Here is a 23,282-nt window from a genome sequence, read left to right as displayed (position 1 = left end):
GCCGCGAGGAGGCGCGCGGTCACCAGCCCGTGAGTGGTGGAGTCGTCCCGGACGGCGGCTCCACCCAGGGCCTGGCCAGCAGGGCCCATACGAAGAACGCGGTCATCGCCAGGCACAGCGCCAGCCACATCAGGCGGCGCAGCACCCTCCTGCGGCGCAGGATCCGCCCGCCCCGGCGTACCGCCTCGGTGTGGATCCCGGGCGGCAGCGCTCCCTGAGCGGCCTCCAGGATCGCGCGGACCTCGCGTTCCGTGCGGGCCTGTGCGTTCATGACGGCACCTCCTCCAGGGACGGCGCGTTCTCAAGGGCCGGGGCGGGCCCGCGCGGCGGGTGCAGGACGAGTGCCATGGCGCGCGCGTGGATCACGTGTACGCGCTCCATGGGGAGCCCGAGCAGCGCGGCCACCTGCTCCTCGCCGACCCCCTCGTAGAGGCGCAGCACGAGGATCAGGCGAGCCTGCGGGCCGAGGTGTCGCAGTACGCCGCCGTACCCGCGGTGCTGGTGCCAGGCCGCGCGGGCGAAGCGCAGGGCGAGCTCCTTGCGGGCACGGTCGTAGGGGTCCTCACCGCGCAGCCGGTCCCAGGAGGCGTACGTCTGCGCGAGCGCCGCGACGAGCAGCTTCCGCGCGCGCGGGTTGCCGTCGGCCGGCTCCGTGGTGAGCAGGGTCGCGGCATGGAGCAGCCGCCCTGCCGCGCCCGCGACGAACGCCTCGAACTCCCGGGCCCGGCGGGCGTCCTGGAACGCGCGCCGTTCTCGCACCGCACCTCCAGCCGGGCCGCTCGGCGGCCGGTCGCTGGGACGGGACGGGCCCCGGCCGCGTACGACAGGGGCCCGGTCTCATATGAGGGCAGGTGCGGGCCCGGGGTCAAGAGCCGGGAGCGGCTTCCCCGGACGGGGCGGGCCCGCCCGCCTGCCGCGCGGACAGCGCGGTGTTGAAGCGCGTGAGGAGCGCGCAGAACTGTTCGCGCTCCTGCGGGGTCCACTCCTGCGTCAACTCGGCCATCAGGGACTGCCTGGACGTGCGTACCTCGTCGAGCCGGGCGAGGCCGCGCGGCGACAGCTGGAGGACGACCGCGCGTCCGTCCTCCGGGTGGGACGTCCGCTTGACGAGGCCCGTGTCGACGAGCGGCGCGACCTGACGCGTCACCGTGGACGAGTCGATGCCCATGCTCGCGGCGAGTGCCTTGACGCCCATCGGGCCTTCCTTGTCCAGGCGGTTGAGCAGCAGATACGCGGCTCGGTCCATCGAGTTGCGCACCTGCCCGACCCCGCCGAGCCGGGTCTGTTCGGCACGGCGGGCGAAGACCGCCACCTCGTGCTGGAGCGTTTCGAGGAGGCCGGTGTCGCCGGCGGTCGTCATGTCCATCGTTTCCGGTGGTGTGGGCATGGCCGGGGGCTCACTTCATGCGGGGGTGGTGGGTTGGGGGACAGGGTACGCGGCCGGAAGGCGGGTCGTACCGACGCTGCGCAAACCAGTCTCGGACCGTGGTCACACCAGGAGCCGTACGGCGTGAGCTGCGAGACTTGCCGTCATGAGCTACAGCACGGCTGACTCCTTGCCGACGGTGACCCTGGACGATGTGCGCGGCGCGCAGAAGATGCTCTCGGGGGTCGCGCGGATGACGGCGATGGAGGGCAGCCGGTACCTCTCCGGGCTGGTCGGGGCGCCGGTGCACCTCAAGTGCGAGAACCTCCAGCGGACCGGCTCCTTCAAGCTGCGCGGCGCGTACGTCAGGATCGCGGGCCTGCTTCCCGAGGAGCGCGCCGCGGGCGTGGTCGCCGCGAGTGCCGGAAACCATGCGCAGGGTGTAGCGCACGCGTCTTCTCTCCTCGGCGTACGCTCCACGGTCTTCATGCCGGTCGGCGCGCCCCTGCCGAAGGTCGCGGCGACCCGTGACTACGGCGCGGAGGTGCGGCTGCACGGGCAGGTCGTCGACGAGACGCTGGCGGCGGCGCAGGAGTACGCGCGCGAGACGGGCGCCGTGTTCATCCACCCCTTCGACCACCCGGACATCATCGCCGGACAGGGCACGGTCGGCCTCGAAATCCTGGAGCAGTGCCCCGAGGTGCGCACGATCGTCGTGGGCATCGGCGGCGGCGGGCTCGCCGCGGGCGTCGCGGTGGCGGTCAAGGCGATGCGCCCCGATGTGAAGGTGATCGGCGTGCAGGCGGCGGGCGCGGCGGCGTACCCGCCCTCACTGGAGGCCGGGCGGCCGGTGTCGATCCCCCATCCGGCGACGATGGCCGACGGCATCAGGGTGGGGCGGCCCGGTGACGTGCCGTTCCAGCTGGTCCAGGAGCTGGTCGACGAGGTCCGTACGGTCTCCGAGGACGAGCTGTCGAGCGCGCTGCTGCTCTGCCTGGAGCGGGCCAAGCTGGTCGTCGAACCGGCCGGGGCGAGCCCGGTCGCGGCGCTCCTGAGCGACCCGCACTCCTTCGAGGGCCCGGTCGTGGCGCTGCTGTCGGGCGGCAACGTCGACCCGCTCCTGATGCAGCGGATCCTGCGCCACGGCATGGCCGCCGCCGGACGTTATCTGTCGCTGCGGCTGCGTCTGACGGACCGTCCCGGCGCCCTGGCCACGCTTCTCGGCGTGCTGTCGGTGATCGACGCCAACGTCCTCGACGTGAGCCATGTACGGACCGATCCCCGGCTCGGGCTCACGGAGGCCGAGGTCGAGCTTCACCTGGAGACGAAGGGGCCGGTGCACTGCGCCGAGGTGGGCGCGGCGCTGCGGGACGCGGGTTACCTCGTCATCGACTGACCGGCGGAGCCGGGAGATTACGGAAAACCAGTTGATGAGACGCGATGTATCGCGATACCTTGTGGTGCACGTCACCAATCCGTCGGGCGTGCCCAGGCGGACATACCTAAGCTTTCCTGAGCAAGGCAACCAAACAGGTCACCCACAACCCATGGGGGAAGCCACATGCCAGGCGCCATCTACGCCGAAGGTCTGGTGAAGACCTTCGGCGACGTCAAGGCTCTGGACGGCGTCGATCTCGATGTCCCGGAGGGCACGGTCCTCGGCCTGCTCGGTCCGAACGGGGCGGGGAAGACCACTGCCGTGCGCTGTCTGACGACGCTGCTCACGCCGGACAGCGGCAAGGCCGTCGTCGCGGGCATCGACGTTCTCAAGCATCCGAACGAGGTGCGGCGCTCGATCGGACTCTCCGGCCAGTTCGCCGCGGTCGACGAGTATCTGACGGGTCGTGAAAACCTGCAAATGGTCGGCCAGTTGTACCAGATGAAGGCCAAGGAGGCGAAGGCGCGCGCCTCCGAGCTGCTCGAGCGGTTCAACCTCACCGACGCCGCCGACCGGACCTCGAAGACGTACTCCGGAGGCATGCGCCGCCGGCTCGACCTGGCCGCCGCACTCGTCGTCTCGCCGCCCGTGATGTTCATGGACGAGCCGACGACGGGACTCGACCCGCGCAACAGGCTGCAGCTGTGGGAGGTCATCCAGGAGCTGGTCGCCGGCGGCACGACGCTGCTGCTCACCACCCAGTACCTCGAAGAGGCCGACCACCTGGCGCACGACATCTGCGTGATCGACCACGGCCGCGTCATCGCGCGCGGCACGTCCGACCAGCTCAAGGCCCAGACCGGCGGCGAGCGGGTCGAGCTCGTGGTCCACGAGCGGGAGCACATGACGCCCGCCGCGGAGGTCCTCGCCGGGTTCGGCAAGGGCGAGACCACCGTCGAGCAGCACACCCGCAAGCTCACCGTCCCCGTCTCCGGCGGCGCCAAGCTCCTCGCCGAGGTCATCAGGGAGTTGGACACCCGCGGCATCGAGATCGACGACATCGGTCTGCGCCGGCCCACGCTCGACGACGTCTTCATCTCCCTGACCGGCCACGTGGCCGAGGAGAAGGAGGACGAGAACGGCTCGGGGGCGGGCGCCGCCAGGCAGTCCAAGCGGAAGAAGGAGGCCGTCAAGTGAGCGCCGTCACCCAGACCCTCGCCCCCCGCCCCGCGGGCGGCCCCGTGCAGTCCGCCAGGGACTCCCTCGTCGTCGCCAAGCGCAATCTGATCCGGATGACGCGGATCCCCGAGGTCGTCATCTTCGGGCTGATCCAGCCGATCATGTTCGTGGTGCTGTTCAGCTACGTGTTCGGCGGCTCGATGAACATCGGGGGCACCACCGACCCCGCGGTCTACCGCGAGTTCCTGATGGCCGGCATCTTCGCCCAGACCGTCACGTTCGCCACGGCGGGCGCCGGCGCGGGCATCGCCGACGACATGCACAAGGGCCTCATCGACCGCTTCAGGTCGCTGCCGATGTCCCGTGGCGCCGTCCTCACCGGACGCACCCTCGCGGACCTCGTGCAGACGGCCCTGACCCTGCTCGTCCTCGCGATCGTCGCGCTCCTGGTGGGCTGGCGCATCCACGAGGGCCTCCCGAAGGCCCTCGGCGCCTTCGGCCTGCTGCTCCTCCTCGGATACGCGTTCACGTGGATCGGCGCCCTCATCGGCCTGTCCGTACGCACCCCCGAGGCGGCCACGTCGGGCGGGCTGGTCTGGCTCTTCCCGGTGACGTTCATCTCGAACGCGTTCGTGGACTCCAGCCAGATGACGCCCTGGCTGCGCCACATCGCCGACTGGAACCCGTTCAGCGCCACGGTGCAGGCCTGCCGCGAGCTGTTCGGCAACCCGGGCGTCTCCGACTCCCCCGCCTGGCCCATGCAGCACCCCGTGTGGGCCTCGCTGCTCTGGTCCGTCGTGATCATCGTCGCCTTCCGGACGCTCTCGGTCCGCAAGTACCGCAACGCGACGGCCTGACGGACACGGCCCCGAGCGCGAACGCACGAAGGCCCCCGGCGCAGCACGCGCCGGGGGCCTTCGCCATACGGTCGGTTCAGCCGTTGTGCGGTTTCTCAGCCGTTGTAGGGCTTCGCCGCGAGGATCTTCACCGAGGCGAGCTTGCCGTTCGGCAGCTCGTACTGGGCGTCCTCGCCGATCTTCTTGCCGTTCACACCGGAGCCCAGCGGGGACTGCGGCGAGTACGTCTCGATGTCGGCGCTCGCGTACTCACGCGAGGCGAGCAGGAACGTCATGGTGTCGTCCTCGTCGCCGTCGAAGGCGATCGTGACGACCATGCCGGGTGCGGCGACGCCGGCCGCGGAAGGCGCCTCGCCGACCTTGGCCTTCTCCAGGAGCTGGGTCAGCTGGCGGATGCGGAGCTCTTGCTTGCCCTGCTCCTCCTTGGCCGCGTGGTACCCGCCGTTCTCGCGCAGGTCGCCCTCCTCGCGTGCCGCCGCGATCTTCACGGTGATCTCGGCGCGCGCGGGACCAGACAGGTACTCCAGCTCGTCCTTGAGCTTGGTGTACGCCTCCTGCGTGAGCCAGGTGACGTCTTCGCTGGTCTGGGTCACAGGTGCTCCTCGTAGGTACTGGGAATACAAAGCATCGCCCTACCCAGAAGCATGTGCCTTCACGGGTGGGCGAAACCACGAGCCTAACAATTCAGGCGCCGAAGGGGGAGGACATATGCCATCAAGAATTCGTCACCGCAGGTCAGGCGTCGAAACCCGTACGGCTGCAGTACGGCCGAACGTACGGCCGCCGTGCGGTCACCCCGTGTGGCAGCCGAGCAGCTCCGCGCTGGTGCCGCGGGCCGTGGTGCGCAGCGTCACGACCTTGTCGATCCGGCTGTCGCGCTGGTCGAAGCGGAAGTCCGCGCGGCCCACCTCGGCGCCGTCGGCGGACTGCGACCGGATGGTGCAGTAACCCTTGGCGTCGCTGTCCTTGCGGACCTCGAGGTGCACCTTGACCGCCACGTCGGAGGTCTTGAAGGTGATGACCTCGGCGCTGATCTTCGTACCGAAGACGTAGTGGTAGCCGAACCAGCCGATCAGGGCGACGAGCAGGGCGCCGAGCGCGGCGCCGACGATCTTCAGGGTGCGGTCCGCTCGTTCGTCGGCGGAGCGGGAGCGGCCGTAGCGGCCGTCCGGGAGCTGCTCACTCACCGCACTCATGATCGTTCCTCTCGCGCGGGGCGGGTCGAGGACCGGCCCCGGACAGACTGCCGGAATTTTCCGCCCCCCGGTTCCGTCACTATAGAAGCCGCCCAATGCGCTGTATGACCGAGGGCGCCTTATCACCGAGTCATTCACTGAGGATCTTGCCTTGACTGAGCAGCTGCGACTGATGGCCGTTCACGCCCACCCCGACGACGAGTCGTCGAAGGGCGCGGCCACCATGGCCAAGTACGTGTCCGAGGGGGTGGCCGTCCTTGTCGTGACCTGCACGGGCGGGGAACGCGGCTCCATCCTCAACCCGAAGCTTCAGGGGGACACGTACATCGAGGAGAACATCCACGAGGTACGCAAGAAGGAGATGGACGAGGCGCGCGCGATCCTGGGCGTCGACCAGGAGTGGCTGGGCTTCGTCGACTCGGGCCTGCCCGAGGGTGACCCGCTGCCGCCGCTGCCCGAGGGCTGCTTCGCGCTCGAGGACGTCGACAAGGCGGCGGGCGAGCTGGTCAGGCAGATCCGCTCGTTCCGTCCGCAGGTCGTCACGACGTACGACGAGAACGGGGGCTACCCGCACCCCGACCACATCATGACCCACAAGATCTCGATGGTGGCTTTCGAGGGCGCGGCGGACACCGAGAAGTACCCGGAGTCCGAGTACGGCCCGGCCTATCAGCCGCAGAAGCTCTACTACAACCAGGGCTTCAACCGGCCGCGCACCGAGGCGCTGCACCAGGCGATGCTCGACCGCGGCCTGGAGTCGCCCTACGCGGAGTGGCTCAAGCGGTGGGACGAGTTCGAGCGGGTCGAGCGGACGCTGACCACGCACATTCCGTGCGCCGACTTCTATGAGATCCGCGACAAGGCCCTGATCGCGCACGCCACGCAGATCGACCCCGACGGCGGCTGGTTCCGGGTCCCGATGGAACTCCAGCGGGCGGTGTGGCCGACCGAGGAGTACGAGCTCGCGAAGTCTCTCGTCGATACCTCCCTCCCCGAGGACGACCTCTTTGCGGGCATCCGCGACAATGCCTGACATGAGCGCAAGCGCAAGCCTGGCAATGACGCATCTCGTCCCCCTCGCCAAGGAGGTCGACGAGAACAAGGTGACCCCGGGTGTCCTCGGTTTCATCGTCTTCGCGGTGATGGCCCTCGCCGTCTGGGGCCTGATGAAGTCGATGAACCGCCACATGGGCAAGGTCGACTTCAAGGAGAAGACGGACGCCGCCGCGGACCCCGCGGCCGGCTCCCCGGCCTCGCCCGCCAAGGGCTGACGCCCCGCTGAACGGAACGCGCTCGGCACGGCAGTGAGCCGCGCCGAGCGGTTTCGCGCTGCGCCGGTACGCTCACGCGCCCGCAGCACCCTCGTATCCGGCGCCTCGTCCCCGGCACCTCCCGCCACGCAGCGGGCTCGTGCTCACGGGCCCGAAGCGCCGCACCGTGAGCGACCCCGGGCCGCCGTGAGCGCCCTGGTGCCGCGCAGCACCTCGCGCCCTGATCGACCTCGCGCCGCGCCCTGAGCGCTCTTGTGCCGCGCAGTGCCTCGTGCCCTGAGCGCCCGGTCATGCAGCGCCGTCGTGCACCCGGCGCCGCGTGCCCTGAGCGCCTCGCGTCATGCGGCGCCCCGGACACGCGGCGCTCGCAGCGCCTCGTGCTGAGCAGCCTCGCGTCACGCACCCCCCGCGCCGCCCCCGCAGGGCCTCGACCCTCACCGCCCCGCCCCCACCTCCACGCCCATCACGTCGCGGGCGTGGCGCTTGGGGACCATGCCGAGGCGCCAGGCCTGCCAGCCTGCTTCCAGGTCCGCGCCGCGTTCCAGGAGGAGCTGGTAGGCCTCCACGTAGTCGTCGAGCTTGGCGTCCCGGCCGGCGTGGGTGGCGCGGGCGAGCTGGGACAGCTCTTCCTGCGCCACGGCCGTGCCGATCTCCGAGCCGCCCGGGGACGCGTACGGCAGCAGCGTGCAGCGCAGGAAGTGCGCCCAGTCCTCGCCGCGGCGGTCGCCGTAAGACGCGAACAGCGCCGCCGCCTCCTCGCACAGAGCCAGGGCCTGGGCCGCGCGCCCGTTGCCCGCGTCCACCACCGCCAGCTCCAGGCACGTCCACCCCTCGCCGTGCGCGACGCCGATGCGCTGGAAGTCGGCGCGGGCGTCGACCAGGAGCTGGCGCGCGAAGCCGGAGTTGCGCAGCGAGCCCGTCTGCGCGGCCCGCTGGTCACGCGTGACCCGGGCCGAGTGGTGGCGGGCGCAGGCGAGCCCGTACACGTCGCGCATCCGCGAGAACATCGTGCGGGAGCGCTCCAGCTCGCGTACCGCCTGGTCGAGGTTGCCGCTCTCCTCCAGGGCCTGGCCCAGGTAGTAGAGCGTCCAGGCCTCGCCGCGCGCGTCCTCGTTGTCGCGGTGGCGCGAGGCGGCCTGGCGCAGTCCGTCGACGGCCGCCGACGCATCGCCGTCCACCAGGCGCACCCGCGCCAGCTGCGTGAGCGCCCACGCCTCGCCGCGGCTGTCGCGCGTACGGCTGTACAGGTCGAGGGCGGCGCGCAGCTCACGCTCCGCGCCCGGCACGTCGCCCATCCGCAGGCACAGCTGCCCCAGCTGGAAGTGCGCCCACGCCTCGCCGTGCACGGACTCGTTCTCGCGGTGCAGGGCCAGCGCCGAGGTCAGCAGATCGAGCGCCTCCTTCACGTTGGCCCGGTCTCGCTCCACCGCGGCGAGCGCATGCAGCGTCCAGCCCCGGTCGCCCGCCGTCTCCTCCGTGATCTGGAGGTCGAGGGCCTCGCGGAGCTTCGCCGCCGCCTCCTTGAGCTGGCCCTGGTGGTGCAGCGTGATGCCCAGCGAACACAGGGCGCGGGCCGCGCCCGCGTTGTGGTGCGCCTCGAAGTAGAGGTCCACCACGGACGCCAGCGTCGTACGCGCCTTGTCGAGCTCGCCGAGCTGGCGCGCCGCGATACCCGTACGCCACTGGACCGAGCGCACGAGAAGCCCCTGGTCGACGGCCTGGGTGAGCTCGCTGATCTCGCCGAGTCGGTAGAGGTCGCCGCGCAGCAGGCAGTAGTCGCACAGCGCGCCGAGCAGATTGAGTACGGCCGCCTGGTCGACGCCCTCCGCGCCACGCAGCGTCGCCGTGATGAAGCTGGACTCGTCGTCGAGCCAGCGCAGCGCGGCTTCCAGCGAAGTGAAGCCGTGCGGGCCGACCTGGCCGGCGCGCGTCGACATCTTGCCGTCGACGAGCCGGATCACCGAGTCCGCGAGCTCCGCGTAGTTCTGGATGAGGCGTTCCTGCGCGGCCGTCCGCTCGGCCGGTTCCTCCTCGTCGAGGAGGCGGGCCTGCGCGAAGGAGCGGACGAGGTCGTGCAGCCGGTACCGGCTTCCCCGCACATGGTCGATCAGCCCGGCGCGTGACAGCGCCGTCAGATGGCGGGTGGCCTCCGACTCGTCCGTCGCGAGGAGCGCGGCCGCCGCGGCCGCACCGAGCGAGGCCCGTCCGGCCAGCGCGAGCCGCCGCAGCAGCCGCCGGGCCGCCTCCGGCTGGTCGGTGTAGCGCAGCCACAGCACCCGCTCGACCGGCTCCACGGGCCCGTACGCACCCAGGTCGGACGCCAGTGCGCGGGTCGTACGCGGCCCGATCGCGGAGCCCGCGATGCGCAGCGCCAGCGGCAGGCCACCGCACAACTCCCTTACGGTGTCCGACGATTCGGAGTCGTAGGGCCCTGAGTCGTCCTCCGCGGACTCGCGCAGCAGTTCCTCCGAGCCCGCCGCGTCCAGCGCGTCCACCGGCACCTGGTGCACCCACGCCGGGACGTCCGCCGCCAGGTCGAGCGGCTTGCGCGCCGTCACCAGGACGAGGCTGTCGGACCGCTCGGGGATCAGCGTGCGCACCTGCTCCGCGTCGTTCGCGTCGTCCAGGACGATCGTGACCGGAAGCCCTGTCAGATGCTGGTGGTACAGCTCGCTGAGGCGCCGCACCTGCTGCTCCTGCGAGGAACGCTCCCGGAAGAGCAGCTGCTCGCGCGGCGCGCCGAGCCGGTTCAGCAGATGGAGCAGCGCGTCCCGGGTCGACAGCGGGGCCTCGGGCGCGTCGCCCCGCAGGTCCACGACGCACGCGCCGCGGAACTGGTCGCGCAGCCCGTGCGCCGCCCGCACCGCGAGCGTCGTGCGGCCGGAGCCGGGCGCGCCGTGCAGCACGACGACGGTGGGCCGGGTCTCGGTGCTCGCGCGCGCCGCGTGCACCCACTGCGCGATGCGCTGCATCTGCGCCCTGCGGCCCGCGAACGGGCCCTCCGGCTCCGGGAGTTGGCCGAACGACTGCTCCAGTACGTTGCGCCGCCTGGCGGCCGCGCTCTTGTCGGTACGGCGCAACTGCGGCGTCGGCTTCTTCGCGCCGGTCCCCGCGGTCGCGGCGAGGACGCGCTGCTGATCGAGGAACGGCCGGATCCCCCGCACGTCGAGCGCCGTCAGCCACTGCAGTCTCAGCTGTTCGGGCCCGCCCGGCTGGCTCCTCGCGCCGGCGCGGCGGCTCGCGGCGGGCACATGAGAGGCCGTCACCTTCGCGACGGTCGTGGCGGCGCCCAGCACGGCGACGGCCGCGCCCGCACCGACCGCGGTCCCCGCGTCCGTACCGAGCAGCAGGTCGGCCAGGCAGGCGCCCATCGCGGCAACGGCCGTGACCAGCAGAGGAGTCGATCCCCGCTCCTGGGTGAAGCGCTGCCCGAACGACATCTGCCCGGCCTCGGCCTCGTCCAGGGCGTGTGTGAACTGCGTGTACTCCTCGGCGGCGGTCTCCGCCATGGCGTCGAGCGCACCGCGCGCACGGGACAGCAGTACCCCGCCGTCCGTGCGCCCGCCCGAACGCCGTACTTCCTCCTCCACGGCCCGGGCCAACAGCCCCTCGGCTTCCGCCCGATGGCTGTCTCGCATTTCAGGTCCCCCTCCGGCGGCAACGGTTCCGCGTCAAGTGTGCTGCGTATGGGGTCACGGCGCGAGAGGCCGGGGATCAAAGGGCCGATCGGCGACCGGCGTGCGCGAGGATGGGGCGCATGCCGAACCGACTGGCCCATGAGACGTCCCCCTACCTTCTCCAGCATGCCGACAACCCCGTCGACTGGTGGCCCTGGTCGGCCGACGCCTTCGAGGAGGCGCGGCGGCGCGGGGTCCCGGTGCTGCTCAGCGTCGGATACTCCAGCTGCCACTGGTGCCACGTCATGGCGCACGAGTCCTTCGAGGACGAGACGACCGCCGCCCTCATGAACGACCGCTTCGTCAACATCAAGGTCGACCGCGAGGAGCGCCCCGACGTCGACGCCGTCTACATGGAGGCCGTGCAGGCCGCCACCGGCCAGGGCGGCTGGCCCATGACCGTGTTCCTCACGCCCGAGGCCGAGCCGTTCTACTTCGGCACCTACTTCCCGCCCGAGCCGCGGCACGGGATGGCGTCCTTCCCGCAGATCCTGGGGGGCGTGGCGCAGGCGTGGGCCGAGCGCAAGGACGAGGTCGCCGAGGTCGCCGCGAAGATCGTGGGCGATCTGGCCGGGCGCGAGCTGCCGTACGGGGACACGCAGATCCCCGGCGAGGGCGAGCTCGCGCAGGCGCTGCTCGGCCTGACCCGCGAGTACGACGAGGCGAACGGCGGATTCGGCGGCGCCCCCAAGTTCCCGCCGTCGATGGTGATCGAGTTCCTGCTGCGCCACTACGCCCGCACCGGCGCCGAGGGCGCGCTCCAGATGGCCGGCGACACCTGCGAGCGGATGGCGCGCGGCGGGATCTACGACCAGCTGGGCGGCGGCTTCGCGCGCTACTCCGTCGACCGCGAATGGGTCGTGCCCCACTTCGAGAAGATGCTCTACGACAACGCGCTGTTGTGCCGCGCCTACGCGCATCTGTGGCGGGCCACCGGTTCGGAGACGGCCAGGCGCGTCGCGCTGGAGACCGCGGACTTCATGGTGCGGGAGCTGCGGACGAACGAGGGCGGGTTCGCGTCCGCGCTGGACGCGGACAGCGAGGACGCCGAGGGCCGCCACGTCGAGGGGGCGTTCTATGTGTGGACGCCCGGGCAGCTGCGCGAGGTGCTCGGCGACGCGGACGCCGAGCTGGCCGCCGAGTACTTCGGCGTGACGCAGCAGGGCACCTTCGAGGAGGGCGCCTCCGTCCTCCAACTCCCGCAACAAGAAACCGAGTTCGATGCCGCGCGGGTCGAGGACGTCCGGCGCAGGCTGTTCGCCGCGCGCGCCGAGCGGCCGGCCCCCGGGCGGGACGACAAGGTCGTCGCCGCGTGGAACGGCCTGGCGATCGCCGCGCTCGCGGAGACCGGCGCGTACTTCGACCGGCCGGACCTGGTGCAGGCCGCACTCGCCGCCGCCGACCTGCTCGTACGGCTTCACATGGACGCGCGGGCGCGCATCGCCCGTACCAGCAAGGACGGCCGGGCCGGCGCGAACGCCGGGGTCCTCGAGGACTACGCGGATGTGGCCGAGGGCTTCCTCACGCTGGCGTCCGTGACGGGCGAGGGTGTCTGGCTGGAGTTCGCCGGGTTCCTCCTCGACCACGTCCTCGACCAGTTCACCGACGCGGAGTCCGGCGCCCTGTACGACACGGCGGCGGACGCGGAGCAGCTGATCCGCAGGCCGCAGGACCCGACCGACAACGCCACGCCCTCGGGCTGGAGCGCGGCGGCGGGCGCACTGCTCTCGTACGCGGCTCAGACCGGCTCGGAGCCCCATCGCACCGCCGCCGAGCGGGCGCTGGGGGTGGTGCGGGCGCTCGGGCCGCGGGCCCCGCGCTTCATCGGGCACGGGCTCGCAGTGGCTGAGGCGCTGCTCGACGGGCCGAAGGAGGTCGCCGTCGTAGGCGAGGTCGGCGGCGAACTTCACCGCACGGCGCTGCTCGGCACGGCGCCGGGCGCGGTTGTCGCGGTGGGCGAAGTGGGCTCCGGTGAACTGCCGTTGCTGGCGGACCGGCCACTCGTCGACGGCCGCCCGGCCGCTTACGTGTGCCGCAACTTCACCTGCGACGCCCCCGTCACCGACGCCCAGGAGCTCGCGGTGAAGCTGCAGGACTGAAGCGAGCCGGACGCCGCCGGACCCCGCCGGGCGCTAGAGACCGTTCCTGAACGTCTCCAGCGTGCGGTCCATCAGGTCGCGCAGCTCTTCCTGGTGGCCGTGCTCGGCCCAGTACAGCGTGGTCTCCATGAGCGCGCCGACCAGCGCCATCGCGTAGACGCGGACCTCAAGCCCGTCCGCGTCGCGGCCGGTGCGCTCGCCGATCACCCGGCACAGCAGCTGCCCGGTGACGGACATGGACTCCATCATCCGGGAGCGCACCGCGGGCACCTCGACCTGGAGCCTGGTCCGCAGCCGTGACACCTCGGGATCGTCGTCGAACCCGAGGTACACGGCCTGCGCGATCACATGCTTCAACGAGTCGACGATCGACTCGTCCGCGGGCCGCGCCCGCAGCTCGGCCTCCAGCATCGCGTCGTACTCGTCCGTGATGACGATGTCTTCCTTGGTGGGGAAGTACCGGAACACCGTGGACGGCGACACCTCGGCGGCCTCTGCGATCTGCTCGACCGTCGTCGCGTCGTACCCCTGCTCGGTGATCAGGCGGTACGTCGCGTCCCTGATCGCCACGCGGGTCTTGAGCTTCTTGCGTTCGCGAAGGCCCATCCCGGGGCGGTCGGCGGCGGAGGTGGAGCGTGCGGAGGGGGCCATGGGCTCATTCTCGGGCATCACCGGGGACCGGGGCCACGCCCGTGGCCGGCGCGGTACGGGGGAGCAGGGCGGCCGCCAGCAGGGCGGTGACCAGCGACGCGACGCCCACGACGAGCAGCACCACGCTCATCCCGTGGACGTACGCGGTGTTCGCCGACGAGGCGAGGGCGTGGTCCCCGAGCTTCGTGGCCACGGCGTGGGCGGCCACCACGGAGTCCTTGGCGGTGTCCGCCGCCGGGCCGGGCAGGCCGCCGGTGTCGAGGCGGCTGCCGTACGCCCCGGCGAGGAGCGCGCCGAGCAGGGCGATGCCGAGCGCGCCGCCCACCTGCCGCACCGTCATCAGGAGGCCCGAGCCGCTGCCCGCCCGGTCCGCGGGCAGCGCCGACAGCGCGGCGCCCATGGCGGGGACGAGCGCGAAGGAGAAGCCGACCCCGGCGATGCCCAGCCACAGCGCGGTGAACCCGTACCCGGAGTCGGCCGTGGTGCGGCTGCCGAGGAACGCGGCGAAGGCCAGGACAGTGAGCGCCCCGCTGATCACCGCGGGCGGCCCGAACCTGGCGACCAGCGGCTGCGCGCACTTCGCGGCCACCAGCATCCCGGCCATCATCGGCAGCAGCCGTACGCCGGTGCCGAGCGCGTCGTTGCCGAGGACGGCCTGGAGGTACTGCGGCAGCACGAACATCAGGCCCGACAGGACGAACATGCCGAGGGTGGCCGCGAGCGTGTTCAGCAGGAAGCCGCGGCGGGCCAGCAGGGCGAGGTCGAGCAGCGGCCGCTCGCTGCGCCGCTCACGCAGGACGAGGGCGGTGACCAGGGCGACGGAGGCCGCGCACAGGACCAGCACCACCGGATCGGTCCAGCCGCGGTGCGGCGCCTCGATGATCGCGTAGATCAGGGCGCCGAGGCCGGCCGCGGTGAGCGCCGTGGAGACGGCGTCGACCCGCGGTGAGGCGGGGTCGCGGGTTTCCGGCAGCAGGAACAGGCAGGCCGTGATGCCTATGGCGACCATCGGGATGTTGATCAGGAAGACCGAGCCCCACCAGAAGTGGTCGAGGAGCCAGCCGCCGAGGATCGGGCCGAGCGGCATGCCGACCGCCGAGGCCGCGGAGATGATGCCGACGGCCTTGGTGCGCTCGTCGGGGGCGAAGAGCGAGGGCAGCACGGACAGGGCCAGCGGCATGACGAGCGCGGCGCCGACGCCCATCAGCGCGCGGGCGCCGACGACCCAGCCGACGTCACTCGCGAGCGCCCCCACGAGCGAGCCCGCGAGGAAGACACCGAGCCCGGCGATGAGCATCCGGCGCCGCCCGAACCGGTCGCCGAGCAGCCCGGCCGGAAGCATCAGGGCGGCGAAGACGACGACGTACGAGTCCGCCATCCACTGCTGCTGACCGGTGTCCGCGCCGAGGTCGGCGGCGATCGTCGGCAGCGCCACGTTGAGGATCGTCATGTCGAAGCCGAGCACGAGCATGCTCGCGACCAGGGCGCCGAGCGCCCACCAGCGGCGCGGGTCGCGCTGCACGCTGTCCTGCGGTGAGTCCTGCTTGGTGACAGTAACCATAAAATGAGAGTAACTCTCAAAAGGTAGTCGCTGTCAATCTCTGTCCGGGTGCAAGGGATCGGGGCACAAAAAACGGCCGCGGCTGGGAAGCCGCGGCCAGGAGGGTGAAAGGCGAGGTCAGGCGTGCTGGTACGCCACCAGCGAGATGCCGACGTAGTGCACGACGAACGCCGCGAGCGTGAGCGAGTGGAAGACCTCGTGGAAGCCGAACCAGCGCGGTGACGGGTTCGGGCGCTTGATCCCGTAGATCACGCCGCCCGCGCTGTAGAGAAGCCCGCCGACGATCACGCAGACGAGCACGGCCGTGCCGCCCGCGTGCAGGAAGTCGGGCAGGAAGAAGACGGCCGCCCAGCCCATCGCGATGTAGCAGGGGGTGTAGAGCCAGCGCGGGGCGCCGACCCAGAAGACGCGGAAGACGATACCGGCCGCGGCGGCGGCCCAGATGCCCCACAGCAGCCACTGGCCCTTGGCCTCGGGGAGCAGCAGCATCGTGAGCGGCGTGTAGGTGCCCGCGATGATCAGGAAGATGTTCGCGTGGTCGAGGCGCCGCAGTACGCCGTCCGCGCGCGGGCCCCAGTTGCCCCGGTGGTAGAGCGCGCTCACGCCGAAGAGCAGGCAGGCCGTGAGGACGTAGATACCGCAGGCGATCCGGCCACGGGTGGAGTCCGCGAGCGCGGTCAGCACCAGGCCGGAGACGACGACCGCGGGGAACATCCCTGCGTGCAGCCAGCCGCGCAGCCGGGGTTTCACCGGAACGGACTCTGTCGCGGTCACTTCGGATGGCGTGGCGGCAGTCATGTGCCGCATCGTACCTACGGGGCCGTAAGTAACGAATACGAGTGACGATTCAGTGACGCATACGAGTGGCGATCCTCACTTCGCTCAGCTGTGGGGCCCTCTGGACATATGGGCGCCCGCGTCGGATGATCATATGAGTGCGGTCGGCACCGGATGAGCGCCAGAGGGATCAACACGTGAAGCATCCGGGTCGCAGCCCCCAAGGGGCAACAACACAAAAACCCCTCATTTAGGAGCAATCGTGGCGCGCGACATCGCGGCTCCCGTTTCCTTGGGCACTGTCCCCACCAAGCACCAGGAACTGATCTCGTGGGTCAACGAGATCGCCGAACTGACGCAGCCGGCCCGTGTGGTCTGGTGCGACGGGTCCGAGGCTGAGTACGACCGCCTCGCCGAGGAGCTGGTCGACAAGGGAACGTTCAAGAAGCTCGACCCGATCAAGCGCCCGAACTCGTACTACGCCGCCTCCGACCCGACCGACGTCGCACGCGTCGAGGACCGGACCTTCATCTGCTCCGAGAAGGAGCAGGACGCCGGCCCCACCAACCACTGGAAAGCCCCCGCGGAGATGCGGGCCATCTTCACGGGAGAAGGAAACGGTCTCCGGGGCGACGAGGGTGACGGCGGCATCTTCCGCGGCTCGATGAAGGGCCGGACGATGTACGTCGTCCCGTTCTGCATGGGCCCGCTCGGCTCGGACCTCTCCGCCATCGGCGTCGAGATCACCGACTCCGCGTACGTCGCCGTCTCCATGCGCACCATGACGCGCATGGGTCAGCCCGTCCTGGACGAGCTCGGCACCGACGGCTTCTTCGTGAAGGCCGTCCACACCCTGGGCGCGCCGCTGGAGGAGGGCCAGCAGGACGTGCCGTGGCCCTGCAACTCCACGAAGTACATCTCGCACTTCCCGGAGACCCGCGAGATCTGGTCCTACGGCTCCGGCTACGGCGGCAACGCCCTGCTCGGCAAGAAGTGCTACGCCCTGCGCATCGCGTCCGTGATGGCCCGCGACGAGGGCTGGCTCGCCGAGCACATGCTCATCCTCAAGCTGACCCCGCCGCACGGCGAGTCGAAGTACGTCGCCGCCGCCTTCCCGAGCGCGTGCGGCAAGACCAACCTCGCCATGCTGGAGCCCACGATCTCCGGCTGGACCGTCGAGACCATCGGTGACGACATCGCCTGGATGCGGTTCGGCGAGGACGGCCGCCTCTACGCGATCAACCCCGAGGCCGGCTTCTTCGGCGTCGCGCCCGGCACCGGCGAGCACACCAACGCCAACGCCATGAAGACGCTGTGGGGCAACTCCGTCTTCACGAACGTCGCGCTCACGGATGACAACGACATCTGGTGGGAGGGCATGACGGAGGAGACTCCGGCGCACCTCACCGACTGGAAGGGCAACGACTGGACCCCCGAGTCCGGCGTCCCGGCCGCCCACCCGAACGCGCGCTTCACCACCCCCGCCTCGCAGTGTCCGATCATCGCGCCCGAGTGGGAGGACCCGAAGGGCGTGCCGATCTCGGCGATCCTCTTCGGCGGCCGCCGCGCCTCCGCGGTGCCGCTGGTGACCGAGTCCTTCGACTGGAACCACGGCGTGTTCCTCGGAGCGAACGTCGCCTCCGAGAAGACCGCCGCCGCCGAGGGCAAGGTCGGCGAGCTGCGCCGCGACCCCTTCGCGATGCTCCCGTTCTGCGGCTACAACATGGGCGACTACATGGCCCACTGGGTCGACGTGGCCAAGGACAAGGACCAGGCGAAGCTGCCGAAGATCTACTACGTGAACTGGTTCCGCAAGAACGACGCGGGCAAGTTCGTGTGGCCCGGCTTCGGCGAGAACAGCCGTGTCCTGAAGTGGATCGTCGAGCGCCTGGAGGGCAAGGCCGAGGGCGTCGAGTCGCCGATCGGCATCCTGCCGACGCGTGACTCCCTCGACACGGACGGCCTCGAACTGGCCGACTCCGATCTCGACTTCCTGCTGACGGTCGACAAGGAGGTGTGGCGCGACGAGGCCTCCCTGGTGCCCGAGCACCTCAACACCTTCGGTGACCACACGCCCAAGGAGCTGTGGGACGAGTACCGCGCGCTGGTGAAGCGCCTGGGCTGACGCCCCTGGGAGCAAGACATGTGACAGGGCCCCGCACAATGGCGTGCGGGGCCCTGTCACATGTGTGTGCCGTTGGTGGGCGGTTGACGCGCGGCCTCGAGGGTGGCGCGTCAACCGCCGTCAGGAGGCGACCAGTTGACCGGCCGCGGCGTGCGCCTCCATGCGGCGCGCGGCGAGGATCGCGGCGGCCGTGTCGGCGCGGGACGCCGCTACGACCAGGGCGCGGCCCGCGAGGGCGTGCGCGCGCTGGTGCAGGGCGGCGATATGGGGCTCGTGGCCGGCGTCGGCCACGGATGCGCGGGCCGGCGGCAGGCCTCCACGCAGCCGGGCGACCTGGTGCGCGAGGTCGTCGGCCGCGGCGTCGAGATCCGGGCCGGGGGTGAGGGCGCGCAGCTCGTCCGTGAGGGCGAGCAGGGCGGCCAGGTGCCCCGCGAGCTGGATGTCGAGCTCCTCCTCGCGGGAGCGGTGCGGAAAGTCGCCGGGGTCGGCCATGGCATGGACCGACTTGGTGCGGATCGGCTCGTACATGGGATGGCCTCCAGGCGAGTAGCTTGAAGACCATCCTAGCTTAGATTCAGTCTAAAGTTGAGTCTTGTACCCCGAGAGGAGGACAGGTGGCCCTCAGGGTTGGCTGTAGCCGTCCAGGAAGCGGCCGATGCGGGTCACGGCCTCCGTGAGCTGGCCGACCGTCGGCAGCGTGACCACCCGGAAGTGATCCGGCTCCGGCCAGTTGAACCCCGTACCGTGCACGACCATGATCTTCTCGGCGCGCAGCAGGTCGAGGACCATCTGCCGGTCGTCCTTGACCTTGAACACCTTCGGGTCGAGCCGCGGGAAGAGGTACAGCGCGCCCTTCGGCTTCACGCACGTCACGCCCGGGATCTGCGTCAGCAGCTCGTACGCGGTGTCCCGCTGCTCCTTCAGGCGGCCGCCGGGGAGCACCAGGTCGTTGATCGTCTGGCGTCCGCTGAGCGCCGCGACGACGCCGTGCTGGCCCGGCATGTTCGCGCACAGGCGCATGTTCGCCAGGATCGTGAGGCCCTCGATGTACGAGTCGGCGTGCGCGCGCGGCCCGGAGATCGCCATCCAGCCCACGCGGTAGCCGGCCACCCGGTACGCCTTCGACATGCCGTTGAAAGTGAGGGTCAGCAGGTCCGGGGCGATGGCGGCGGTCGGCGTGTGCGTCGCGCCGTCGTAGAGGATCTTGTCGTAGATCTCGTCCGAGCAGACCAGGAGGTTGTGGCGGCGGGCGATGTCGGTGAGGCCGCGCAGCATGTCGTCGCTGTAGACGGCGCCCGTCGGGTTGTTCGGGTTGATGATCACGATCGCCTTGGTGCGGTCGGTGATCTTCCGCTCCACGTCGGCGAGATCGGGCATCCAGTCGGACTGCTCGTCGCAGCGGTAGTGCACGGCGGTGCCGCCGGAGAGGGAGACCGCGGCCGTCCACAGGGGGTAGTCCGGCGCCGGGACGAGGACCTCGTCCCCGTCGTCGAGGAGCCCCTGCATCGCCATCACGATCAGCTCGGAGACGCCGTTGCCGATGAAGACGTTCTCGACGTCCGTCTCCACGCCCAGGGTCTGGTAGTGCATCATCACCGCGCGGCGGGCCGCGAGCAGGCCCTTCGCGTCCCCGTAGCCGTGCGCGTCGCCGAGGTTGCGGAGCATGTCCTCGAGGATCTCGGGCGGGCACTCGAAGCCGAAGGCGGCCGGGTTGCCGGTGTTGAGCTTGAGGATGCGGTGGCCTGCTGTCTCCAGACGCATCGCCTCCTCGAGTACCGGGCCCCGGATCTCGTAACAGACATTGGCGAGCTTCGTCGACTGGATCACCTGCATGCCCGTGAGCTTACGGGCGGCCATCGCGGGGCGCTCCGTGTTTTCGGACACGTGGGGCGGCGCGGGCGGGCGTCGTCGCGGGTGGGCGCGGGGGCCCGCGCCCACCCAGACCGTCCGGGGCGGTTACGCCGTCCTGCGGACCGACCGCCCCGCGAGGGCATCCGTGCGGCGCCCGTCCTCCATCACGAACTTCCCGTCGATCAGGACGTGCGGGATGCCCACGGGGAGCGTGCGCGGGGCCTCGAAGGTGGAGCCCGCCGCGACCGTCTCCGGGTCGAAGAGGACCAGGTCGGCGCGGTAGCCCTCGCGGACCAGGCCGCGGTCGGCCAGGCGCAGGCGGGCCGCGGGGCGGGACGTGAGGTGGGCGACCGTCTCCTCCAGCGACATGATGCCGAGCTCGCGCGCGTACCGGCCGAGGTAGTGCGGAAACGTGCCGTACGCGCGCGGGTGCGGCTTGAAGCCCTGGAGGATGCCGTCGCTGCCGCCCGTGTGCACCGGGTGCTGCATGATCGCCCGCACGTTCTCCTCGTGGCCGACGTGCTGGAGGATCGTCGAGCCCAGCTTGTCGTCGATGAGCAGCCGGCGCGCGGTCACCCACGGCGCCTCGCCGCGCATGTCGGCCGACTCCTGGACCGTCCTGCCGACGCAGGACGCGAGCCCCGGGTCGGACACACCGGAGATCTCGATCGCGTCCCACTCGATGGGCACACCGTGGCAGCCGTCCGCCCCGATGACCTCCATGTGGTGACGGATCTTCTCCGCGGTCGCGTCGTCCTGGAGCCGCTTCATGATCTCGTCGGGGCCGCCCTCGCTGGCCCAGCTCGGCAGCATCGCGACGAGCGTCGTGCTGCCCGGCGTGTACGGGTACGTGTCGAGCGAGATGTCCGCGCCGTCGGCGAGCGCCGCGTCGAGCAGGGTGATCAGCTCGGGTGCCTTGCCCTTGTTCACGCCGAAGTTCATGGTGGCGTGCGCGAGATGGAGCGGGCAGCCCGCCTCCCGGGTGAGCTCCACCATCTCCCGGTACGCGTCGAGCGCCCCGGCGCCGTACGAGCGGTGGTGCGGGCAGTAGTAGCCGTCGTACGAGGCCACGACCCGGCACAGCTCGGTGAGTTCGGCGTCCTTCGCGTACATGCCGGGCGTGTAGGTGAGGCCGGACGACATGCCGACGGCGCCCTGCTCCATGCCCTCGGCGACGAGCTGCCGCATGCGGTCGAGCTCCTCGGGCGTCGCGTCCCGGTCGTCCCAGCCGACCGCGTACATCCGTACGGTGCCCTGGGGGATCAGGTATGCGGCGTTGACCGCGATGCCGCGGTCGAGGCGGTCCAGGTACTCGCCGACCGTGCGCCAGTCGAAGTCGATGTCGGAGCCGTCACCGTTCCAGCCGGTGATCGCGCGGCGGACCTCCGCGAGCGTGCGGTCGTCCACAGGCGCGTACGAGAGGCCGTCCTGGCCGAGGACTTCGAGCGTGACGCCCTGCGCGGCCTTCGCGCTGTGGTCGGGGTCGCGCAGCAGCGCCAGGTCGCTGTGGGCGTGCATGTCGATGAAGCCGGGGGACAGGGCGAGGCCCGACGCTTCCAGCGTTCTCCGGGCCGAGGGGCGGGGGCCTCCGGCCCGCTCCTGGTGGATGCTCTCGATGCGGCCGTCCGTGATCGCCACGTCGGCACGGTATTCCGGGGTGCCGGTGCCGTCGATGACACGGACGTCCTTGATGACCAGGTCGGTCATTCCTGGCTGCCTCTCTTGGGGGGTGTTCGGGTGCGGGGTGCGCTGTGGCCGGCCGCGCAGTTCCCCGCGCCCCTGAAGGCATGCGCTGCGCGCAGCCTTCCCCGATGAGATGCCGCACGAAGTGCGCATCTCAGGGGCGCGGGGAACTGCGCGACCAGCCCCCATCGGGGCCGCAGAAAACCGCGGACCGATGCCTAGAAGAACGTCCGGACGTAGTCCACAACCGTGCCGTCCGCCTCGACGAGAGGAATCAGCTGCCACTTGTCGAAGGACGTGCAGGGGTGCGACAGGCCCATGCCGAGCCAGTCGCCCACCGCCAGGTCCTCGCCCCCCTCCGTGCGCACCCAGCCGTGCTGGTCGGACAGCCCCGTCACCGTCACACCGGTGGCCTCGCGCACCTCGCCCGTACGGGCGTCCCGCACGACCTGCGCCTCGGGCAGGTCAAGGTCGTACGCCGCGTCGCGCTTGCCCGCGTTCGTGAACGCCTGCTCCGCCGTCGGGCGCGAGACGACCTGCGCCCACAGCCGGAACGCCGGGTGCAGGGCGCCCTCCTCGGGGACCCGGTTGAACGGCGTGAGGTGCTTGTAGTGGCCGTCGTCGTGCGACACGTACGCACCCGAGCGCAGCAACTTCAGGACAGGAGCGGAGAGTTCGGGCAGTTCGGCGAACGCCTCGGCCACCGCGTCGAACCAGGCGCTGCCGCCCGCGCTGACCACGATCTCGTCCAGGTCCGCGAAGCGGTTCGCCTTGTCGAACTCGACGAGCAGCGCGGTCAGGCGGCGCAGCCAGGCGCCCACGGTCTCGGGCGACGCGTCCGGCACCTCGCCCTCGTAACCGGCGATCCCGACCAGGCGCAGCGTGTCCGCCGCGGCGACGGCGTTCGCGATGTCGAAGCACTCGGCCTCGGTCCGCACACCCGTGCGCGCGCCCTCGCCCGCGCCCAGCTCCACGACCAGGTCGACCGGCCGCGTGGCCCCGGCCTCGGCGAGGGCGGCGTCCATCAGCTCGACGGCGCGCACCGAGTCGACGTAACAGATGAAGCGGAAGCCGGGGTCGCGGTCGAGTTCGCCCGCGAGCCAGCGCAGGGCCGCCGCGTCGACGAGCTCGTTCGCGAGGAAGATCCGCTGGATGCCGAAGGCGCGCGCGATCCGCACCTGGTGCGGGACGGCGAGGGTGATGCCCCAGGCGCCGTGCTCGATCTGGCGCTGGAAGAGCTGCGGCGCCATCGACGTCTTGCCGTGCGGCGCGAAGGCCAGGCCGTGGCGAGTGGCGTATGTCTCCATGAGCGCGAGGTTGTGCTCCAGGCGCTCGGCGGAGAGGGCGAGGACCGGGGTCGTGAAGCCGCCGGTGAAGAGGTTGCGGCGCTCGGCCGCGAGCTCGCCGACGGTCAGGCCCTCCGCGTCCGGCGGCAGCCCCTTGAAGCGGTGGTCGACCCGCTCGAGATCCAGATCCCTGAGCCGGGCTACGGCGTTGACGGCGCTGTCGGCGGCCATGGAGCCTCCTCGTAAGAAGGCCGTTGCAAATAATGCAACGGTCATTGCGTATGTCGCTTACTGCTGTCTAACATCCGAGCCAACGCCGGGTCAA

General features: G+C 71.1%; 20 protein-coding genes. 7 read left to right on the top strand and 13 right to left on the bottom strand.

Annotated features, from left to right (window positions below; translation table 11 throughout):
• Positions 1–19: 19 nt before the first annotated feature.
• The 3 genes from CG723_RS38680 to CG723_RS38670 all read right to left on the bottom strand — a co-directional run bounded on the left by CG723_RS38680 (position 20) and on the right by CG723_RS38670 (position 1,366).
• Positions 20–271 carry a hypothetical protein gene (locus CG723_RS38680; protein ID WP_100598234.1) on the bottom strand — a complete coding sequence of 84 codons (252 nt, stop codon included), beginning with the start codon at positions 269–271 and terminating at the stop codon, positions 20–22.
• Positions 268–759 (bottom strand): sigma factor-like helix-turn-helix DNA-binding protein, encoded by a 492-nt coding sequence (locus tag CG723_RS38675; RefSeq protein WP_100598233.1) that lies wholly within the window; start codon positions 757–759, stop codon positions 268–270. Before CG723_RS38675 ends, CG723_RS38680 begins: the two co-directional genes overlap by 4 nt.
• Before the next feature lie 106 nt (positions 760–865).
• Entirely contained in the window at positions 866–1,366 is a 501-nt protein-coding gene (locus CG723_RS38670) for a MarR family winged helix-turn-helix transcriptional regulator (RefSeq protein WP_100598232.1), read from the bottom strand.
• Between the two features lie 166 nt (positions 1,367–1,532).
• On the opposite strand from CG723_RS38670, the gene ilvA reads away from it, so the two are divergent.
• The 3 genes from ilvA to CG723_RS38655 all read left to right on the top strand — a co-directional run bounded on the left by ilvA (position 1,533) and on the right by CG723_RS38655 (position 4,780).
• Entirely contained in the window at positions 1,533–2,762 is a 1,230-nt protein-coding gene (ilvA, locus tag CG723_RS38665; RefSeq protein WP_100598231.1) for a threonine ammonia-lyase, read from the top strand.
• Between the two features lie 165 nt (positions 2,763–2,927).
• Positions 2,928–3,941: an ATP-binding cassette domain-containing protein gene (locus CG723_RS38660; RefSeq protein WP_100598230.1), complete on the top strand. Its 1,014-nt coding sequence runs from the start codon at positions 2,928–2,930 to the stop codon at positions 3,939–3,941.
• Positions 3,938–4,780 carry an ABC transporter permease gene (locus tag CG723_RS38655; RefSeq protein WP_100598229.1) on the top strand — a complete coding sequence of 281 codons (843 nt, stop codon included), beginning with the start codon at positions 3,938–3,940 and terminating at the stop codon, positions 4,778–4,780. The genes CG723_RS38660 and CG723_RS38655 overlap by 4 nt, the downstream gene beginning before the upstream one ends.
• Before the next feature lie 95 nt (positions 4,781–4,875).
• Here the strand turns inward: CG723_RS38655 and greA are convergent, their stop codons facing one another.
• Together greA and CG723_RS38645 are read right to left on the bottom strand one after the other, a co-directional pair.
• Complete coding sequence (greA, locus tag CG723_RS38650) at positions 4,876–5,373, bottom strand: transcription elongation factor GreA (RefSeq protein WP_100598228.1); 498 nt, start codon at positions 5,371–5,373, stop codon at positions 4,876–4,878.
• 198 nt (positions 5,374–5,571) lie between these two features.
• The gene (locus CG723_RS38645) at positions 5,572–5,976 is read right to left on the bottom strand and encodes a DUF4307 domain-containing protein (protein ID WP_100598227.1); all 405 of its coding nucleotides are present in this window, start codon (positions 5,974–5,976) and stop codon (positions 5,572–5,574) included.
• Positions 5,977–6,148: 172 nt separating this feature from the next.
• On the opposite strand from CG723_RS38645, the gene mca reads away from it, so the two are divergent.
• Together mca and CG723_RS38635 are read left to right on the top strand one after the other, a co-directional pair.
• Positions 6,149–7,009: a mycothiol conjugate amidase Mca gene (gene mca, locus CG723_RS38640; protein ID WP_199842069.1), complete on the top strand. Its 861-nt coding sequence runs from the start codon at positions 6,149–6,151 to the stop codon at positions 7,007–7,009.
• The gene (locus CG723_RS38635; protein ID WP_199842066.1) at positions 7,002–7,247 is read left to right on the top strand and encodes a hypothetical protein; all 246 of its coding nucleotides are present in this window, start codon (positions 7,002–7,004) and stop codon (positions 7,245–7,247) included. Before mca ends, CG723_RS38635 begins: the two co-directional genes overlap by 8 nt.
• 434 nt (positions 7,248–7,681) lie before the next feature.
• Here the strand turns inward: CG723_RS38635 and CG723_RS38630 are convergent, their stop codons facing one another.
• Complete coding sequence (locus CG723_RS38630) at positions 7,682–10,885, bottom strand: tetratricopeptide repeat protein (RefSeq protein WP_100598224.1); 3,204 nt, start codon at positions 10,883–10,885, stop codon at positions 7,682–7,684.
• Positions 10,886–11,004: 119 nt separating this feature from the next.
• On the opposite strand from CG723_RS38630, the gene CG723_RS38625 reads away from it, so the two are divergent.
• Positions 11,005–13,023 (top strand): thioredoxin domain-containing protein, encoded by a 2,019-nt coding sequence (locus CG723_RS38625; protein ID WP_100598223.1) that lies wholly within the window; start codon positions 11,005–11,007, stop codon positions 13,021–13,023.
• Between the two features lie 33 nt (positions 13,024–13,056).
• Here the strand turns inward: CG723_RS38625 and CG723_RS38620 are convergent, their stop codons facing one another.
• From CG723_RS38620 to trhA, 3 genes are all read right to left on the bottom strand, one after another.
• Positions 13,057–13,674: a TetR/AcrR family transcriptional regulator gene (locus CG723_RS38620; RefSeq protein ID WP_100598222.1), complete on the bottom strand. Its 618-nt coding sequence runs from the start codon at positions 13,672–13,674 to the stop codon at positions 13,057–13,059.
• 4 nt (positions 13,675–13,678) lie between these two features.
• The gene (locus tag CG723_RS38615) at positions 13,679–15,235 is read right to left on the bottom strand and encodes a DHA2 family efflux MFS transporter permease subunit (RefSeq protein WP_100598221.1); all 1,557 of its coding nucleotides are present in this window, start codon (positions 15,233–15,235) and stop codon (positions 13,679–13,681) included.
• Positions 15,236–15,352: 117 nt separating this feature from the next.
• The gene (trhA, locus tag CG723_RS38610) at positions 15,353–16,033 is read right to left on the bottom strand and encodes a PAQR family membrane homeostasis protein TrhA (RefSeq protein WP_100598220.1); all 681 of its coding nucleotides are present in this window, start codon (positions 16,031–16,033) and stop codon (positions 15,353–15,355) included.
• 241 nt (positions 16,034–16,274) lie between these two features.
• On the opposite strand from trhA, the gene CG723_RS38605 reads away from it, so the two are divergent.
• Positions 16,275–18,137 (top strand): phosphoenolpyruvate carboxykinase (GTP), encoded by a 1,863-nt coding sequence (locus CG723_RS38605; RefSeq protein WP_100598219.1) that lies wholly within the window; start codon positions 16,275–16,277, stop codon positions 18,135–18,137.
• Positions 18,138–18,257: 120 nt separating this feature from the next.
• On the opposite strand, the gene CG723_RS38600 is transcribed toward CG723_RS38605, so the two are convergent.
• From CG723_RS38600 to CG723_RS38585, 4 genes are all read right to left on the bottom strand, one after another.
• Positions 18,258–18,665: an SCO4983 family protein gene (locus CG723_RS38600; protein WP_100598218.1), complete on the bottom strand. Its 408-nt coding sequence runs from the start codon at positions 18,663–18,665 to the stop codon at positions 18,258–18,260.
• A gap of 93 nt (positions 18,666–18,758) precedes the next feature.
• Complete coding sequence (locus tag CG723_RS38595) at positions 18,759–19,970, bottom strand: pyridoxal phosphate-dependent aminotransferase (RefSeq protein WP_100598258.1); 1,212 nt, start codon at positions 19,968–19,970, stop codon at positions 18,759–18,761.
• Positions 19,971–20,093: 123 nt separating this feature from the next.
• The gene (locus CG723_RS38590; protein WP_100598217.1) at positions 20,094–21,695 is read right to left on the bottom strand and encodes an N-acyl-D-amino-acid deacylase family protein; all 1,602 of its coding nucleotides are present in this window, start codon (positions 21,693–21,695) and stop codon (positions 20,094–20,096) included.
• A 194-nt stretch (positions 21,696–21,889) separates the two neighbouring features.
• Positions 21,890–23,188 (bottom strand): amino acid deaminase, encoded by a 1,299-nt coding sequence (locus CG723_RS38585; protein WP_100598216.1) that lies wholly within the window; start codon positions 23,186–23,188, stop codon positions 21,890–21,892.
• Positions 23,189–23,282: the final 94 nt, after the last annotated feature.

It is taken from the genome of Streptomyces sp. CB01635 (assembly GCF_002803065.1).
Lineage (GTDB): Bacteria > Actinomycetota > Actinomycetes > Streptomycetales > Streptomycetaceae > Streptomyces.
The sequence above is the reverse complement of the archived record's forward strand: the minus strand, read 5'-3'. Positions and strand labels throughout refer to the sequence as shown.